The 17,492-nt window shown below is 65.4% G+C and carries 17 protein-coding genes; 8 read left to right on the forward strand and 9 right to left on the reverse strand.

Translation table 11 applies throughout. From position 1 onward, the window contains the following. Positions 1-6 precede the first annotated feature (6 nt). On the reverse strand, positions 7-618 hold the full coding sequence (locus tag LB553_RS09320; protein ID WP_224512518.1) for a TIGR00730 family Rossman fold protein: 612 nt from the start codon (positions 616-618) through the stop codon (positions 7-9). A 120-nt stretch (positions 619-738) separates the two neighbouring features. Here LB553_RS09320 and LB553_RS09325 point away from each other — a divergent pair, with 120 nt between their 5' ends. The 4 genes from LB553_RS09325 to LB553_RS09340 all read left to right on the forward strand — a co-directional run bounded on the left by LB553_RS09325 (position 739) and on the right by LB553_RS09340 (position 5,266). Further along, complete coding sequence (locus tag LB553_RS09325; protein WP_224512521.1) at positions 739-2,235, forward strand: LysM peptidoglycan-binding domain-containing protein; 1,497 nt, start codon at positions 739-741, stop codon at positions 2,233-2,235. A 217-nt stretch (positions 2,236-2,452) separates the two neighbouring features. Further along, entirely contained in the window at positions 2,453-2,788 is a 336-nt protein-coding gene (locus LB553_RS09330) for an ArsR/SmtB family transcription factor (RefSeq protein WP_224512523.1), read from the forward strand. After that, positions 2,788-4,671, forward strand: coding sequence for an ABCB family ABC transporter ATP-binding protein/permease (locus tag LB553_RS09335; protein WP_224512525.1), 1,884 nt, complete (start codon positions 2,788-2,790; stop codon positions 4,669-4,671). Before LB553_RS09330 ends, LB553_RS09335 begins: the two co-directional genes overlap by 1 nt. A gap of 253 nt (positions 4,672-4,924) precedes the next feature. After that, entirely contained in the window at positions 4,925-5,266 is a 342-nt protein-coding gene (locus LB553_RS09340) for an antibiotic biosynthesis monooxygenase (protein WP_224512527.1), read from the forward strand. Here the strand turns inward: LB553_RS09340 and LB553_RS09345 are convergent. Continuing rightward, positions 5,242-6,138 (reverse strand): SMP-30/gluconolactonase/LRE family protein, encoded by an 897-nt coding sequence (locus LB553_RS09345; RefSeq protein ID WP_412033326.1) that lies wholly within the window; start codon positions 6,136-6,138, stop codon positions 5,242-5,244. The two genes, LB553_RS09340 and LB553_RS09345, sit on opposite strands and share 25 nt — an antisense overlap. Positions 6,139-6,287: 149 nt before the next feature. Here LB553_RS09345 and LB553_RS09350 point away from each other — a divergent pair, with 149 nt between their 5' ends. Then, entirely contained in the window at positions 6,288-7,025 is a 738-nt protein-coding gene (locus LB553_RS09350; protein ID WP_318011489.1) for a phosphatidylserine decarboxylase, read from the forward strand. Between the two features lie 3 nt (positions 7,026-7,028). Beyond that, entirely contained in the window at positions 7,029-7,844 is an 816-nt protein-coding gene (locus LB553_RS09355) for a CDP-alcohol phosphatidyltransferase family protein (RefSeq protein WP_412033327.1), read from the forward strand. 9 nt (positions 7,845-7,853) lie between these two features. Here LB553_RS09355 and LB553_RS09360 read toward each other — a convergent pair whose 3' ends face one another. Beyond that, on the reverse strand, positions 7,854-10,076 hold the full coding sequence (locus LB553_RS09360; protein ID WP_224512531.1) for an AMP-binding protein: 2,223 nt from the start codon (positions 10,074-10,076) through the stop codon (positions 7,854-7,856). A gap of 299 nt (positions 10,077-10,375) precedes the next feature. Then, positions 10,376-10,783, reverse strand: coding sequence for a tautomerase family protein (locus tag LB553_RS09365; protein ID WP_224512533.1), 408 nt, complete (start codon positions 10,781-10,783; stop codon positions 10,376-10,378). Between the two features lie 112 nt (positions 10,784-10,895). Here LB553_RS09365 and LB553_RS09370 point away from each other — a divergent pair, with 112 nt between their 5' ends. Beyond that, entirely contained in the window at positions 10,896-11,750 is an 855-nt protein-coding gene (locus tag LB553_RS09370; protein ID WP_224512535.1) for a LysR substrate-binding domain-containing protein, read from the forward strand. 148 nt (positions 11,751-11,898) lie between these two features. On the opposite strand, the gene LB553_RS09375 is transcribed toward LB553_RS09370, so the two are convergent. The 3 genes from LB553_RS09375 to LB553_RS09385 all read right to left on the reverse strand — a co-directional run bounded on the left by LB553_RS09375 (position 11,899) and on the right by LB553_RS09385 (position 15,386). Further along, positions 11,899-12,816, reverse strand: a complete 918-nt coding sequence (locus LB553_RS09375; protein WP_224512537.1) for a DMT family transporter — start codon at positions 12,814-12,816, stop codon at positions 11,899-11,901. A gap of 37 nt (positions 12,817-12,853) precedes the next feature. Further along, the gene (locus LB553_RS09380) at positions 12,854-13,750 is read right to left on the reverse strand and encodes a DMT family transporter (RefSeq protein ID WP_224512539.1); all 897 of its coding nucleotides are present in this window, start codon (positions 13,748-13,750) and stop codon (positions 12,854-12,856) included. A gap of 139 nt (positions 13,751-13,889) precedes the next feature. After that, positions 13,890-15,386 carry a S10 family peptidase gene (locus LB553_RS09385; RefSeq protein WP_224512542.1) on the reverse strand — a complete coding sequence of 499 codons (1,497 nt, stop codon included), beginning with the start codon at positions 15,384-15,386 and terminating at the stop codon, positions 13,890-13,892. Positions 15,387-15,775: 389 nt separating this feature from the next. Here LB553_RS09385 and LB553_RS09390 point away from each other — a divergent pair, with 389 nt between their 5' ends. Continuing rightward, positions 15,776-16,279, forward strand: coding sequence for an OsmC family protein (locus LB553_RS09390; protein WP_224512544.1), 504 nt, complete (start codon positions 15,776-15,778; stop codon positions 16,277-16,279). A 167-nt stretch (positions 16,280-16,446) separates the two neighbouring features. Here LB553_RS09390 and LB553_RS09395 read toward each other — a convergent pair whose 3' ends face one another. Further along, complete coding sequence (locus LB553_RS09395; protein WP_041008353.1) at positions 16,447-16,671, reverse strand: hypothetical protein; 225 nt, start codon at positions 16,669-16,671, stop codon at positions 16,447-16,449. A gap of 136 nt (positions 16,672-16,807) precedes the next feature. Further along, the gene (locus LB553_RS09400) at positions 16,808-17,449 is read right to left on the reverse strand and encodes a hypothetical protein (RefSeq protein WP_224512546.1); all 642 of its coding nucleotides are present in this window, start codon (positions 17,447-17,449) and stop codon (positions 16,808-16,810) included. Between the last annotated feature and the right edge of the window lie 43 nt (positions 17,450-17,492).

The following is a 17,492-nucleotide window of genomic DNA, read 5'->3' on the forward strand; positions in this document are numbered from 1 at the left end:
GCGCCCTTACATTTTGTCGATAACCGACTGCACCCCTTCCGTCGGCGCATCGACAGACGAACCCGCCACCATGATGGCGGCGACGATCGCTTCAGGGTCGTTGACCACCAGCGGCTTCACGCGGTGCGCGGTGTGGATGAAGCCTTCCTCCGACATATGCTCGATCAGCGTCAGCATCGGGTCCCAGAAACCTTTGACGTTGGCGAAGACGATCGGCTTGCGGTGATGGCCGAGCTGCGCCCAGGTCATGATCTCGACGATTTCCTCCACCGTGCCGATGCCACCGGGCAGCGCCACAAAGGCGTCGGATTTTTCGAACATGCTGTGCTTGCGCTCATGCATGTTGTCGGTAATCAGCAATTCATCGAGCTTGTCGAGCGCGGTTTCGGTCGCTTCCTTGTTGATCAGGAAGCGCGGGATGATGCCGGTGACCTTGCCGCCGGCCTTGAGCGCGCCTTCGGCGACGGCGCCCATGATGCCCTTCGTGCCGCCGCCATAGATCAGGCGCAACCCGGATTTGGCAAGCGAGCGGCCGAGTATGTGGCCGGCCTTGATATAGGCCTCGTCGCGGCCCGGAGACGAGCCGCAATAGACGCAGACGGATCGAATCGTGTTCATGGCGATGATTGGTGATGGGGACGGTTGGCGCGGTCAAGCCCGCGGACGGGCTTTTTCTTGTGAGCATAGAGAAAACACGCTAGACCGGGCGTTAGGTGGCTAAGGGGGCAATACGGAATTATGGCTATCAATCCTTCTAAGGCGTTTTTGTTCGCGGCGGGCGGCGTTGTCGCCGTCGCGGCGGTCGCCTACGGCTCGGGCGCGCTCGACCCTTACATTAACAGCCAGAAGCCGGCGCAGGTTGCGGCGCTGCCGCAGAGCGATGCGAAACCGGCTGAATCCTCGAGCAGGAGCACAGAGGCGCGCGTGCCTCAGGCTCCTTCAAACACAATGGCGCCGGCCAACACGATGGTGCCAGCCAATAGTATGGCGCCCGCCAATAAGATGGCGCCGGCCAACAACGCGACGGCTCCGGCCACTGCAACGCCCGCCCAGCCGTCTGCCGCCGCGGCTGGTCCGACACTGCCGACCTTCGATGTCGTGCGCGTCGAGGGCAATGGCTCGATCGTCGTCGCCGGCAGCGCCGCGCCCAACGCCAAGGTCGAGATCCTGAATGGCGGCGCCGTGCTCGGCTCGACCGATTCCGGCCCCGACGGCGCCTTCGCGATCGTGCTCGATAACCCGCTGAAGCCCGGCGACTATACGATCACGCTGCGCCAGACGGTTGGCGGCACTGCCGTCGCCTCGGCTCAGACCGCCGTGGTGTCGGTGCCGCAGAGCCCGACCGGTCAGGTGCTGGCCATGGTCGAGGAGCCGGGCAAGGCATCGCAACTGATCACCGTGCCGGAGGCCGAGAGCACGCCGTCCGCGCCGGCAACTGGCGATCAGGCGGCAGCGCCTGCTACGACCGCGCCGGCCGCCACGGACCAGGCGACCGCGCCGGCTGCGGCCACTGCGGCGGAGCCCAAGATCACCGTCGAAGCAGTCGAGATCGACGGCAGCAAGATCTTCGTCGCCGGCAAGGCCGATCCTGGCCGCAAGGTGCGCGCCTATGCCGACGCCATCCTGCTCGGCGATGCCAAGACTTCGGCCGACGGGCATTTCCTGATCGAAGCGACGCGCGACATTCCGGTCGGCAGCTACACCATCCATGTCGATGGGCTGGACCATGATGGCGCCAAGGTCGTCGCCCGCGCTGCCGTCCCGTTCGAGCGCGAGCCCGGCGAGTCGATCGCCGCCGTCGCACCGAATGAAACAAAGACCGGCGATGCGAAGCCGGCGGAGACCAAGACCGCCGACGCCGCGGCTCCAGCAGCCGCGACGGCCCAAGCGGCCAAGCCTGCTATGTCGGCTCCGGCAGCCGAGGCGCCCGCCAAGATAGCCGAGGCGACGCCTTCGACCGACATGCCTGAGACGGTCGCGCCGAAGCTCGAACATGCCGACAGCGCCGTCATCATCCGCCGCAACGATACGCTATGGCGCATCTCGCGCCGCGTCTACGGCCACGGCACCCGGTTTTCGACCATCTATCTCGCCAACAAAGACCAGATCCGCGATCCCGACCGCATCTGGCCGGGCCAGGTGTTCAGGGTGCCCTCGACTTCGAAGGAAGGCGAGGCCGCCGACATGAAGGCCATGGGCGAGCAGATCACAGCGGCACCGGCGAAGACGGAGTGAGCGCCAATCTCCCCCGTAAGGGCGGAGATTGGCAGTTCTCGCGCCTCGCCAGTTCTGCGGCGTTGAAAATTGGCGAAAGCTTATGTGACGTCTAATCTCCCCCCTCGCGGGGGAGATGCCCGGCAGGGCAGAGGGGGGTGCTGTCCCGCCAGCACCTCAAATCTACCCATCCGCCTAGCTTGCCCCATTCCTCTTCATCGTCTATCGCCGATGGACGATGGCCGAATCCCCCGAAATCCGCTGCAGCGACAGTCACGTCATGGCGCTCCGCCTGGCGGCGCTCTCGCATCCGGCACGCATCGAGATCCTGAAACGCCTTTCGGCCAGCCGCTGCTGCTCATGCCGTGAGGTGGTCGACCATCTCGACCTCGCCCAGTCGACCGTTTCGCAACATCTGAAGGTGCTGGTCGAGGCGGGGCTCGTCCGCTTCGAGGCCGATCGCCAGCGCTCGCGCTATGCCGTCGACCAAGTCGCGCTGGCGGGCGTCTCAGCCTCGCTCAGTGAACTCGTCAACTCCTGCTGCCCCAGCCTCTCACCTAAAAGGCAAGACTAGTGGCCGAAAAGACCGTATCCGCCGAAGCCGGCACTCTCACGACCCTGCGCACCCTCTGGCCCTATATGTGGCCGGCCGAGCGCGCCGATCTCAGAGCCCGCGTCACCTGGGCGACGCTGCTGCTGGTCGTCGCCAAGGTCACCCTGGTCGCCGGCCCGTATTTCTTCAAATGGGCGACCGATGCGCTGGCCCATGGCTCGAAGACACCGCCGCCGCTGCCCGCCTTTCTGCTCGCGCCGGTTATGTTGGTCATCGCTTATAACGTGCTGCGCCTGGTCCAGCTCGGCTTCAACCAGCTGCGCGACGCGCTGTTTGCCCGGGTCGGCCAGTATGCGGTGCGCCAGCTCGCCTTCCGCACCTTCGTCCACATGCATCAGCTGTCGCTGCGCTTCCACCTCGAGCGGCGCACCGGCGGCCTGTCGCGCATCATCGAGCGTGGCACCAAAGGCATCGAGACGATCGTGCGCTTCATCATGCTGAACACGGCGCCGACCATCCTCGAATTCGCGCTGACCGCCGGCATTTTCGCCTTCACCTATGGCTGGAAATACGTCGCCGTGGTCGCCATCACCGTCTGGCTCTATGTCTGGTTCACCGTCAAGGCGAGCGATTGGCGCATCTCGATCCGGCGTGACATGAACGACAGCGACACTGACGCCAACACCAAGGCGATCGACTCGCTCTTGAATTTCGAGACGGTCAAATATTTCACCAACGAGCGCATGGAGGCCGAGCGCTTCGACCGTTCGATGGCGCGCTATGAGATCGCCGCGACCAAGACCTGGACCTCGCTCGGCTGGCTGAACTTCGGCCAGGGCCTCATCTTCGGCCTAGGCACGGTCATCGTCATGTGCATGTCGGCGCTGGAAGTGCAGGCCGGCACGCAGAGCGTCGGCGACTTCGTCTTCATCAACGCCATGCTGATCCAGCTTTCGGTGCCGCTCAACTTCATCGGCTTCATCTACCGCGAAATCCGGCAAGGGCTGACGGATATCGAGCACATGTTCGACCTGCTCGACGTGCCCCAGGAGATCGTCGACAAGCCGGATGCCAAGCCTTTGAAGGTCGGTCCCGGCAAGGTGGAGTTCCGCGACGTGCATTTCTCCTACGACCCGAACCGCAAGATCCTGAAAGGCGTCTCCTTCGAGGTTCCGGCCGGCAAGACGGTGGCGATCGTCGGCCCGTCCGGTGCCGGCAAGTCGACCATTTCCAGGCTTCTGTTCCGCTTTTACGATGTGCAGGGCGGCCAGGTGCTGATCGACGGCCAGGACATCCGCGACGTCACGCAGGAGAGCCTGCGCGCGGTGCTCGGCATGGTGCCGCAGGACACCGTGCTCTTCAACGATACCATCGCCTACAACATCCGCTACGGTCGCGTCGGCGCCAGCGAGGAGGAGGTGCGCAAGGCGGCCGAGCTCGCCCAGATCGGCCCGTTCATCCAGAAGCTGCCCGAGGGCTACAAGTCGATGGTCGGCGAGCGCGGGCTGAAACTGTCGGGCGGCGAGAAGCAGCGCGTGGCGATCGCCCGCACCATCCTCAAGGCGCCGCCGATCCTGATGCTGGACGAGGCGACCTCGGCATTGGACACCCAGACCGAGCAGGAGATCCAGGCCGCGCTCGACCTCGTCAGCAAGGGCCGCACCACCATCGTCATTGCCCACCGGCTGTCGACGGTGATCTCGGCCGACGAGATCATCGTGCTGAAGGATGGCCAGATCGCCGAGCGCGGCACCCACGCGGCGCTGCTTGTCAAGCACGGCCTCTACGCCTCGATGTGGGACCGCCAGCGCGAAGCGACCGAAGCCGAAGAGCGCCTGCGCATCGCGCGCGAGAGCGACGAGTTTGGGGTGGTCGTGCGCAGGAGGACGGCGGAGGTGAGCTGAGGCTTCTCCTTCTCCCCTTGTTTGTGGGAGAAGGTGGCCGCGAAGCGGCCGGATGAGGGGTGTTCCAGCGGAGTGAGACGCTGGCGTTCCCTGGAACACCCCTCATCCGTCTCGGCGCTTCGCGCCGATCCACCTTCTCCCACAAGGGGAGAAGGGAAGGACAAAATCCCCCTTGACCTCAACCTATCTTGAGCTTGCAGACCCATCTCCGAGCCACCAGCCAGGCAACCCTAACAACGGAGATGGATCAAAAATGACGACCAATAATCACCGCACCGGCAGCGTGTTCCGCGTCGACAAGTTCGTCGTGCCGGCGCACGCGCGCGACGAAATCCTCAGCAAGGCCAGGATGACGCACGAGTTGCTGCGCCGGCAGGAAGGTTTCGTGCAGGACTTCCTGCTCGAACAGTTCTCCGGCCCCGGCGAGTTCAACTTCGTCACCGTGGTCGAGTGGGAAAGCCAGGCCGCCGTCGACAAGGTGGTGCCGATCGTCAAGGCCGCGCATGAGCGCATCGCCTTCAGCGCGCAGGAAACCATCGCGCGCCTCGGCGTCAAGGCCGACATCGCCAACTACCAGCGCCTGCCGGAAGTGTAGGACGGCCATCCGGCTCCAGGCACGGAGACAGCGGCGCTCAGCACCTGGCCGGTGCGGGCGTCGCTCACCATGTTTTCGAAGCCGCGCCATTCGGCAGCGGCGATGAACAATGTCCTGCCGTCGACGCCGCCCAGCATGCAGGCAAAGCAGCCGCGATCGACCTCGACCCTGTCGATTTTCTCGCCGCCCCCGCGCACCCTGACACAGTGCCGGTTCGGCACGTCGGCGTACCAGACGCAGCCTTCGGCATCGATGCAGATCCCGTCGGGATAGTCGTTGCCGAGATCGGCCCAGACGCGCCGCTTGGAAAGGCTGCCGTCTTCGCCAATATCGAAGGCGGTCAGCCGTCTGGCGTGGGATTCGGCGACGATCAGTGTCTTGTTGTCCGGTGTCACCGCCATGCCGTTGGCGAACGCGATGTCCTCGGCGACCTGCCGCACGCCGCCGTCCGCTGCGATCAGCACGATCGTGCCCGGGCCGAAATGCTCGCCCGGCGCCGGTGCCGGCCCGCCGCCATTGACATAGATGTTGCCGCGCCCATCGACGACGATCTCGTTCCACGGGTTCTTCGACAGATGTCTGAGATCGGCATGGATGACGAGCGCCCCGCCTACTTCCCGCCTGAGCAGCAGGCCTTCCCGGCCCGAGACCACCAGAAGCCTCCCATCCGGCAGCCAGTCGATCGAATAGGGCAGGACAGCCGGGACGGTAAGCATCATCTCGCTCCGGCCATTTTCGTCCACCGCGACGATCTCGCCGGTGCTCCAGTTGCACAGCCAGAGCCGGCCGTCATGCCAGCGCGGCGACTCGCCGAAGGCGAGGCCTGTTGTGACGATATTGGCACTCATTGCAGACGGTTTCTGCGAAGGCATTGGCGGGCTCCTTGGGTGTCCTCTCGCAAGGACGCGCGACGGAGCCGAGTTCCGACAACAGGAGCAAAATTAGGCTTGCACGCCGGCGCTGCCGTCTGGGGCTCATCCTATCCCCCATTGTTGCGTTGCGGGGAGGGGTGCTTTCCGCTATTGAGGCGCAACCTGAAACAGGGACCGCCCCAAGCCCTATGACGCTTCTCGACTCGGTCAAGAATACGTTCGTTCCGATCCATCGCGAAGGTTACCCCTTCATCGCCGCCTTCGCCGCGGCGACGCTGTTTCTCGGCTATTTCTCCTCGATCCTGTTCTGGATCGGGCTGATCCTCACCGCGTGGTGCATCTATTTCTACCGCGATCCCGAGCGCGTCACGCCGGTCGACGACCGGCTGGTGGTGAGCCCGGCCGATGGCGTGATCTCGGCGGTCGGCCCCGCCGTGCCGCCAAGCGAGCTTGGCCTGGGCTCGGGCGAGATGACCCGGATCTCGGTGTTCATGAACGTGTTTTCCTGCCACATCAACCGCGCTCCGGTGCGCGGCCGGATCACACGCATCGAGCACAAGCCCGGCAAATTCCTCAATGCCGAGCTCGACAAGGCCAGCGCCGAGAACGAGCGCAACGGCGTGGTCATCGACAGCCCGAACGGCACGATCGCCGCCGTGCAGATCGCCGGCCTTGTGGCACGCCGCATCGTCTGCTGGGCCGAGGCTGGCGGCTCGATCGCGATCGGCGAGCGTTTCGGCCTGATCCGCTTCGGCTCGCGCGTCGACGTCTTCCTGCCGTCGGGCGCCGTGCCGCGCGTGGCGGTCGGCCAGACGGCGGTTGGCGGCGAGACCGTGCTTGCCGAGTTCGGCGGCGCCGCCGTCACGCCCCTGGTCAGGATTTCCTGAGCGTTGGGCGCGCCGTTCAAAAAATTCGAGGCTCATGCCAGCGGCGGTCCGCGCATCCGCGAGATCCCGATGCGCATGGTGCTGCCCAACCTGGTCACCGTGCTTGCCATCTGCGCCGGCCTTTCCGGCATCCGCTTCGCCTTCGAGAACCGCTTCGAGATCGCGGTAGTCATGGTGCTGCTCGCCGCCTTCCTCGATGGCATAGACGGGCGGCTGGCGCGCATGCTGAAGGCGACCTCGAAATTCGGCGCGCAGATGGATTCGCTGGCCGACATCGTCAATTTCGGCGTGGCGCCGGCCCTGGTGCTCTATGCCTTCCTGCTTGATCGCGCCGGCTCGCCGGGGTGGATCGCGGCACTTCTCTTCACCATTGCCTGCGCCATGCGGCTTGCCCGCTTCAACGTGTTGGCCGACGATACCGACCAGCCGGCCTGGCAGACCGAATATTTCGTCGGCGTGCCGGCCCCGGCGGGCGCTGTACTGGTCATGCTGCCGCTCTATCTCTATTTTCTGCGGCTCGGACTGGAGCCCACCCGGCCGGCGGCCTTCGTCGGCTCGGGCTTCACGGTATTGGTGGCGTTCCTGCTGGTCAGCCGCCTGCCGGTCTATTCGGGCAAGAGCGTCAAGATACCTGGCGACCGGGTGCTGCCGGTGATCCTCGGCGTCTTGCTCTACATCCTTTTGTTGATGGCCTATCCCTGGTACACGCTGACGGCTTCCGTCGCCGGCTATCTGCTTTTCCTGCCATTCTCGGTGCGCGCCTATTCGAAGCGGGCCATGCGCGAAGGCGAGAAGGTGCCGCCGTCGGATATCGGGTAGCGCTGCGCCCTAGGCCGCCGCGCTGAGCCCCAGCCGATCGATCGCCAGCTTGCGCGCCGAGATGTAATCCGTCTTGCCCGAGCCGAGCACCGGGATCTCATCGACCTTGATGATGTCGTTGGGCACCATCAGCTCGGCCGCGCCGGCGTTCTTGCCGAACTGGCGCAGTTCCTCGGCATTGGCGTCGTCGGCGGTGGTGACCAGCACGATGCGCTCGCCGCGCCTCTTGTCGGGCACCGCCACCGCCGCGTGGCGCTCTTCCGGCCACAGCGACTGCACTAGCATCTCGACGGCGCCCAGCGACACCATCTCGCCGGCAATCTTGGCGAAGCGTTTCGCCCGCCCGCGTATGGTGATGAAGCCCTCGCGGTCGATCGAGACGATGTCGCCGGTGTCGTGCCAGCCTTCCAGCCGCTGCAATTCGCCTGGACGGTCGGCGGTCATGTATCCCATCATCAGGTTCGGTCCGTCGAGCCACAGCCGGCCGCCGTCGGCGATGCCTTCGACCGGCTCCAGCTTCACGCGGATGGCCGGCAGCGGCCGCCCGACCGTGCCGTCGCGGTTATGGATGGCGGTGTTCACCGCCACCACGGGCGCGGCCTCGGTCAGCCCGAAACCTTCGACGATCGAGGCGTGGAAACGATCGCGATAGGTGCGCCGCGTCTCCGGCTTCACCGCTTCCGCGCCGGCCACGACGAAGCGCAGACTGGAGAAGTCGCCGTCCTTGGCGGTGCGGGCATAGTTGGCGAGGAAAGTGTCGGTGCCAAACATCACGGTAGGCTTCACTTTGCGGGCGATCTCCGGGATGATCTTGTAGTGCAGCGGCGAGGGATAGAGGAACAGCTTTATCCCCAGCACCAGCGGCAGGATGGTGCCGCCGGTCAATCCGAAGGAATGGAACACCGGCAGCACATTGAGCAGGATGTCGGCCGGCGAGACGGAGACGCGCGCCTCCGCCTGCATGACATTGGCAAGCAGGTTGCGGTTCGACAGCACCACCGCCTTGGGCGTGCCTTCCGAGCCGGAGGTGAACAGGATGACAGCGGGCTTCGAGGCTTGCTGCCGCTGCAGCGGCAAACGCCACAGAAGCGCGGCGGCGACCTTGTCCAGGGTCGTCACGCCGGCGCGCACATCCTCCAGCCACAGCATCTTGGCGCCGCCCGCCTCGACCGCAGCGACGATATCGTCGATGGCGGCCTTTTCGATGAAGGCGCGGGACGAGATCACGGTGCGGATCACAGCGGTGCGGACCGCCGCGGTCACGCTGGCCGGGCCGGCGGTGTAGTTGATCATCGCCGCCACGCGGCCCGCGGAGATTAGGCCGACGAAGGTAAGCACCACGCCATTGGCGTTGGGCAACAGCACGCCGACCGCTTCGCCCGGCGCCGTCACCGCCTCGAAATGGCGGCCGAGCACGCGCGCGCCGATGAACAGCTTGCGGTAGCTGAGCGAACCGGAAATCACGTCCTCGATGATCGGGCTGGAAGGGCCGATGCGGTCGGCGGCGTCGCGCATGGCGAGGAAGAGCCCGCGATCGAGATTGGTGCCGTAGAGCCGCGCCTCGGCGAACCGGTCGAACAGCGCGTTGGTGTTGGAGGCCATGTCGGGGTTGCGCGCCACCAACTCGGCAATGGTCATCGGCTCCAGAACGCTCACCGAAAGCCGCGGGAACCAGTGGCGCGGCGCTTTCTCCTTCGGCGTCAGCGAGACCGGCAGGTCGCGCGTGCCGGCAACGAAGATCGGCACGATGGTGGCATCCGCTTGCATGGCGATGCGGGTAATGGCGCGAAACAGCCGGAACGATTTGACGTCCGGCTCGACATTGTCCGGCAGGTAGACGGCGAGCCGTCCCTTGCCCTTGAGCACGCGCACCAGTCGCCGGCTGACGAAGATATGTTCGGCATTGAAGGCGATGGTGCGGGCAAGCTCTCGCCACGGCTCCAGCCACGGCGAGCGCGCGGAAGCCTCGTCCAGAATGTGCAGCGTGTCGTCGGGAAGCAGCGACAGCATAAGCGCCGGCTCGATGCGCGACTGGTGCGAGACGACATAGATGACCGGCGTCTTGGCGCTGCGGGCGATGCGCATGCGATTGTCGGCGATGCGGTAGGCGAGCTTGAACGGCACATAGAGCAGCGCCTGGGTGAAGCGCAGGTCGAGCCGGAACCGCTCGATCACGCCGATCAGCAGCCAGGCAAAAACAAGACCCGCCAGCAGCGCCAGGGTCAGGATCATGCCGCTCTCTCCCAGTCCTCCAGCGCGGCTCTTGAGCGGCCGCTTCGGTGGCAGAGGGTAGCGGAAGTGGGGGCAAGGTCAATGCGGGGAAGGCTGCGCTCCCCTTCTCCCCTTGTGGGAGAAGGTGGATCGGCGCGATAGCGCCGAGACGGATGAGGGGTGCTGGACGAAATGAGTCGCCGGAAAATCGAGCAATTTGACGCCCTTAACTTGCGATGCCGCGCTCCGTCCATCACCCCTCATCCGACCGAGCTTCGCTCGGCCACCTTCTCCCACAAGTGGAGAAGGGGAAGAGGGCGCTATGCCGCCTTCAGCCTCCCGCTGATGAAGCGGAACTCCTGGCTCTTGCCGCCATAGCCATAGGCCGCGGCCGGCACTTCGTGCACAAAGGCGTAGCTTTCCTCATGCACGCCGCCCAGCAGCCGTCCGAAAGCCTCGAAGATCGCCTTGAGGTAGGCTTCGAGCTCCAGCTTGGTGTTGGTGCCGTCGACCACCTTGATGTCGAGCCAGAAGGTGCTGGTGCCGTGCTCGGCCAGCGACTTGCCGCCGGCGAACCAGTGCTGCGGATCGATGTAATTGACGGCGAGCGCGGTGATCGTCGGATCCTTGTGCAACAGCTTCGCAGTGATGTCGGTAGCCTCCTTGGCAATGGTGGCGGACAGCTTGGCGTCGGGCTTGCCGGTGACGCTTATGTTGATGATCGGCATTTTTCTCTCCTCTGGCTTCGCGCGTCGCGCTTTCGACGGGAGAGATATGGGCTCATCTATACGTTAAAAAAAATCGAATTGTTTTTGACAATTGCTTCGATATTGTCGAACTGTGGAAACGCTCGATCCCGATCTCTTGAAAACCTTTCTCGCCTTCGTCGACAGCGGCTCGCTCGCCAAGGCCGCATCCACCATCGGCCGCACGCCGTCGGCGGTGACCGCGCAAATGCAGCGGCTGGAAGAGATCGTCGGCGAGCCGCTGCTCATCCCGCAGGGCAGGGGACGCGGGCTGACCCCGGCCGGCGAGGACCTTGTCGGCCATGCGCGGCGCATCCTTGCCGTTCACACCGAGGCGTGGCTGGCGCTGAAGGGCGCGCGCGCCGGCGGGCGCATCGCCATAGGCACGACGCAGGATTTCGCCGATCAGGGCCTGCCGGACCTGCTCCGGGCCTTCGCCGCCAGCCATCCGCGCATCAGGATCGAGCTGCGCGTCGGCCGTTCCCTGGAGCTCGGGTCAGCGCTGCAGGCAGGTCAACTCGATCTCGCGATCACCATGCGCCATGCCCCCTCGCCGGATGAAGCGGCCCTGATCAGCGAGCCGATGCTGTGGCTCTGCTCGGAAAAAGGACTGGCGGCTCGGCAGGAGATGGTACCGCTGGCGCTGCTCGATCCCTATTGCGGCTTCCGCGAGGCCGCGCTCAATGCGCTCGATGCCGCCGGCCGCCGTTACCGCATCGCCGCCGGCAGCGCCAGCCTTGCCGGCCTGCGCAGCGCGGTCAATGCCGGCATCGCGCTGACGCCGCGCACCCGGCGTTTTGCCCATTCCGGCATCGTCGAGGCATCTGCCGATTTCGACCTCCCGCCGTTGCCGATGGCCGATTTCGCCATCCGGGTCGGCCGCGAAGCTGCGCGTCCGGCGCGGGATCTGGCGGAGCTTCTCGGCAGCGGCCTGGCCTTGTCGTCCTGAACAGCGAGGAATCCTCAAAGAAAAAGCCGACCTTTTTGCGGGTCGGCTTCTAGTCGGACGGGTCGAGGGGTTTGGGGGGACTTGGGGGGTGACCCGTCGATCTAACAATGCCTGAGACTGATGATGGTTCCGTGACTGCGAAAATAATTTACGAGCCCGCCGATTTCGCCTTCATCCAGTCGCGTCCGGCATGCGCAAAGACCGCGCAGAGCACGATGGCGCCGCCGATGACGCTGGCCATGGGTGGGACCTCGCCGAGGAACAGCAGGGCAAACAGGATGGCGAACGGCACCTCGGCGGAACCGAGCAGCCCGGCTTCCGCCGACGGGATCAGCCGCGAGCCTTCCGTCCACAGGATCGAGGCCAGCGCGAAAGAGCAGCCGAAGGTGGCAAGCAGCGCGACGTCGCGGGCGGACACGGCCAGCGGGTCGGTCACGAACCAGCCGAGCACGAAAAGCAGAAAGGCCGAGACCGCGCCAGCCCACACGACCGGCGAGTCGCGAAAAGCGCGCACCATGATCATGTAGAGCGCACTGCCGGCGGTCATCAGCAGCGCCAGCCCGTCACCGAACAGGTGCCCGCTGCCGAGGCCGGCGCCCACCATGATGGCGACGCCGCACAGGGACACGGCGGCCGCAACCATCGTCTGCAGCCGGAATTTTTCCCGCACCAGAAGGAAGGCAAGAAGTGCGGCGATGAAGGGCGAGGTCGCGTAGATCACCGCGACATTGGCGACATAGGTGAATTTGAAGGCCGAGATGAAGGCGATGCTGGCGGCGGCGCCCTCGACTGCCAGCAGCCAGCCCCGCCAGCCCAATCTCAGGCTCTCGCGCCCACCCGAGCGGCGCCGGCGCCACAGCACGTAGAAGCTGATCAGGATCGAGCCGAAAAAACCGCGCCAGCAGGTGATCGTCAGCGGATCGGCATGGATCGACTTGGTCAGTACGCCGGTGAGTGCAAAGGCGATCGCCGATGCCGACACCAGGATGATGCCGAGCGTGCGCTCGGCTGCCACGTCGGCGGCGGCAGGCGCAATCTTTTCCGGCATGTCGAGCGTGTCCGTCATGGCACCAGCCTACCCAGTTGCTCCTGACAGCCTTCCGTCATGAGGCCTGCTCCCGTCTGCGGAAATGCTCGTTGCCGACGATGAGCAGACCCGCGCCGATGATCAGCGCCGCGCCCATGAACACTTCCGTGCGGGGCACGTCGCCCCAGATGGCGTAGCCCAGCGCGAAGGCCCAGACCAGCGAGGTGTATTCGAACGGCGCAATAATCGACACCGGCGCGCGCTTCATGCCCTCGAACAGCGCATATTGCGCCACCCCGCCGAGTGCCCCGACGCTGACAAGCAAAAGAAGCTGCCGCCCGTCGGGCATCCGCCACCAGAGCAGTGCCGGCGCCGCTGAGAAGAGCAGGAAATAGAAATTGTTGAGAACGAGCTGGATCATGGTGCGCTCTTGCAGCGCCGTCTTGCGCAACAGCACCACGGCGATGCCCCAAAGCACCGCCGCCGCCAACACCAGGAGCACCGGCACGGAGAAGCCGAGCCGCGTCGGATCGCAGGCGATGAAGACGCCGACGAAGCCGATGAACACCGCGATCCAGCGCAGCAGCGGCACCGTCTCGCCCAGGATCAGCACGGACAGCACGGTAACGATAATCGGCGCGGCGTAGTAGATGGTGGTAAGCTCGGCGAGTTGCAGCGAGCGGGCGGCGTTGTAGTAGCAAAGCCAGGCGGCGAGCGTGAAGGCGCTGCGCACCAGCATCGGCTTGACGATCGGCGAGCCGATCGTGTCGGCGAATAGCCGCTTGCCGCCGACCGCGCCGCAGGCGACGAGCACGGTGATCGAGCGGACGAACATGATCTGCCAGACCGTCATGCCGACGACCAGGAGCTTGATCGAAGCATCCTGCGCCGAAAACAGGAAATAGGCGGCAGCCGTGAACAGGATGCCGGCCAGCACCCTTTCGCGGCTTTCCAGGATGACGACATCGGCCATGAGGGTTCAGCGCGTTTGCGTGAGGCGGTTCCGCCCCAGTCGGGACCGCTGCTCCAGCTATAGGGGCTAAACCTTGCACGGCGCTGCTCCAGCGCGACGCTTGCGTTGGCGCAGGTCGTTTGCCGGAGGCCGGTCGGAGTTACTGCGTCGCCTGGTAGAGCTCCGATGCGGCATCCTTCAGCGCGCGCCGCCCGCCCGGCCGCAGATACATCATATGGCCGCCCTCGACGACGTCGATGCGGATCGGCTTGGCGTCTGACAGCGAAGGAAGCTGGTTCACCAGATAGCGCGAGGCGAGATAGGGCGTGACGAGGTCGGTATAGCCGTTGACGATGACCACGCCGAGCGCCGGGTTGAGCGAACGCGCCCGTTGCAGGTCGTTCATCACACCGGCATAGCCCTGGCCCGATGTGCCGTAATCCCAGCTGCGGCTGACCTCGCCATTGAGCAGGCGGTAGCTGACATTGGTGCGGTAGTTCAGCTCGTCGCGGGCGTAAGCGACGAAGGCGGAGGTCAGCACCGGAACGCTGCGGTCGAGCACCGGGTCGGGGCCGGCCTCACGGGCGCTTTGCGGCGCGATGTCAACGGTGCCGATGGTGGCGTCATAGGGGCTGAGCACCTTGCCCGTGGCGCGCTGGAATTCCTTGGCGAACAGCCCGATGGGGATGCGGGCGAAATTGCGCTGGACGAGCTCCAGCGGCAGGCCGGTGATCTCCGATACGCGCCCGCCGGCGAGCTTGCCGCCTTGCTCCAGCCCGCTGTTCAGCGCCGTCAGGTAATCGCCGAGCGCGTAATGCTCGACCTCGGCCAGCCTGTCGCGCAACGCGTCGCCGCTCACGCCGTCGGCCTTGAGCCGCGTCGCCGCTAGCGAAGGCAGCTCCAACGCCCAGTGCAGCTGGTCGAACTGGTCTGGCCGCACCAGCATGAACTCCAGTGCCGGCGAGATCAGCACGATGCCGCTGGGGCTCAGGCCGACATCCTCCTGCAGCGTGCGGGCAAGCAGCGCGGCGCGAAAGCCGCCATAGCTTTCGCCGGCGAGGAACAGCGGCGATCCCGTGCGGCCGTTCTGCGCCAGATAGAGGCGGATGAAGGCGCCGACCGAGCTGGCGTCGGCGTCGACGCTCCAGAATTCTTTCGGCTCATGCCCCGGCGCTTCGCGGCTGTAGCCGGTGCCGACGGGATCGACGAAGACGAGATCGCTCATGTCGAGCCAGCTGTCGGGATTGTCGATGAGCTTTTGCGGCGGCCGCAGGAACTCGCCGTCGGCGGCGGTCTCGACGATGCGCGGACCGATCGCGCCGAGATGCAGGTAAGCCGAAGCAGCACCGGGTCCGCCGTTGAAGACGAAGGTGATCGGCCGCTCCTTCGCCGGGGCCGGCGACTGCTGCGTGTAGGCGACATAGAAAATCTCGGCCGTCACCTCGCCCTTGCCGGACAAGAGCGACAGCGTGCCGGCCTTGGCCTGGTAATCCAGCTTGCGCCCGCCAAGCGTGATCGAATGCTCGGTCACTTGTGGCTGCGGCAGCAGCGACAGCACGCCGCCGGTCGGCGCCGGTCGTTCCGGTGTGTCGGCGAAGCTTGGCTGCGCGAAGGCGGCGAGCGCCAAGAGGATGAGGGGGACGAGCTTGGATCGCATGAGGGCTCCGCGGGAACGACAACCGCAAAGGTATGGCCGGGGCGTGGGAAATCAAAGGGGCGCGGCGCAGAAGCTGCCAATCTCCCCCCTTGCGGGGGAGATGCCCGGCAGGGCAGAGGGGGGTGTGACGGAACTCGGCCCTGGTCGACGCATCTTTCTGCAGCAACTTCTGTCCGAGTTCGCGCGCTGTGAACAGCTGATAGGATAGCGGGACAGCACCCCCCTCTGTCCTGCCGGACATCTCCCCCGCAAGGGGGGAGATCAGCTGTTATTCTCGTCTTCACCAATCTCCGAGTTGGCAGAAAATGATAGTCGCCAGCAGGATTTCCCTGCCATGCTCACACAGTGCTATCAACCGGCAAAGACAGTATGAAAAGGACCCCCACACAATGGACTCCACCGCCCTCAAAACCATGCAGGCTCCGCTGAAGGATGCCTATCGCGAGGACGCCGCCAAGGCGCTGATCACGCTGAGAGCCCGCGGCACGCTCGACGACCAGTCGATCGCCTGCAAGGTGGAGACGGGCAGGGCGCTTGCGGTTGCCGGGCTTCATCCGGCCACCGGCGGCTCGGGCCTCGAGCTCTGCTCGGGCGACATGCTGCTGGAAGCGCTGGTCGCTTGCGCCGGCGTGACGCTGAAAGCGGTAGCGACCGCCTTGGAGTTCAAGCTCGGCAACGCTACCGTCGAGGCCGAGGGCGACCTCGATTTTCGCGGCACGCTCGGCGTCGCCCGGGACGCGCCGGTCGGCTTCCGCGAAATAAGGCTGAAATTCGACCTCGACACCGATGAACCGCAGGAGCGCATCGATGCGCTCGTGAAGCTCACCGAGCGCTACTGCGTGGTGTTCCAGACGATCAACAACAAGCCGGCGTTGAGCGTGAGCGCAAGCTGATCTCCCCTCATGAGGGGGAGATGTCGCCAAAGGCGACACAAGGGGGTCGTCTCACATAGAGTGCCGGCGTTGTTCGTCTCAGAAAGAGGTCGGCGCTCCACGCGAGGAGCCCCCCTCTGACCGCTTCGCGGCCATCTTCCCCCTCGAGGGGGAAAGATAAGTCGGCCCTACTGCGCCGAGGGCGTTTCCGCATCCCCTTCGTCGGTGAACGGCGAGGCGCTCGGTACGCATTGCACGGCCCAGCCCTGCGGCGTCGGCTGCTTCTGATATTCGGTAATGGCGTTGGTGCATTGTTCGCGGGTGTCGAAGGTGCTGGGCAGCACCACCATGCCGCCTTGCGGGCCGGCGATCACCAGGTACCAGACCAACGCTACGCTGGGAGTAGCAGCCATGGGAATTCCTCGCTTTGCTTAGATGTCGGAGTCGGACCGATCCTAGCAACTCCTTCGGAGCGGCGGAAGCGGGGCGGCGGCACACGCTTCCACCGCCCCGGTCACAGACCCGTGAATGGAGTGGTCGCGACGCGGCTCACTCGACCGCGAAGCAGTAGAACAGACCGTCGCCGCCGGTGCCCTGGAGCGCTTCCTGGCTGCAGCCGCCACGCGAGGCGTGCGAGGAATTCCAAGACTTCGCCGCCGCCGAATCGTCAAGCCCGGTGCGGTCGTGATGGCCCATCATCGCGGCACCCTCGGCGCCGCTCATCGTCCAGTCGCCGCAGGTCTGGTCGGCGATCTTCGTGCCGTCGGGCTTGGAGCCGGTTAGCATGTCGTGCCGGTTCGGTGTGTCGCCGCGGCCGTTGATGATTTCGCCCTTTTCGGTCAGCGCCGTTTGCTTGGTGATGCCGTTGGCGTCGCTGTGCAGCGAGGCGACATCGTCGGCGATCTTCTCGCCCTTGGCATTGAACCACGGACCCTTGCCGATGCGGTCGCGCGCATCTTCCGTGCTGGAGGAAAGATAGGCATGCCAGGTCTTGCCGGTGACGCCGGCCGCTTCCGCGAGCGACGCGCAGTGGGCATCGGCGCCTTTCAAGCCGCCGAGATCGGCGCCCTTGCCGGAGCCGACGCTGGTAACGAAGAAGCTCATCGTCTTGTCTTGCGAGAGGGCTACGCCAGCCGATGCGGCAAGTGCCGCGACGGTGGTGGTGGCGGCAACGAGAAGAAGTCTACGCATATCAGTCCTCCGGTTTCGAATGCCTTGCATTCGAAGAACGTTG

This window comes from Mesorhizobium sp. CA8 (genome assembly GCF_020164955.1).
Classification (GTDB): domain Bacteria; phylum Pseudomonadota; class Alphaproteobacteria; order Rhizobiales; family Rhizobiaceae; genus Mesorhizobium.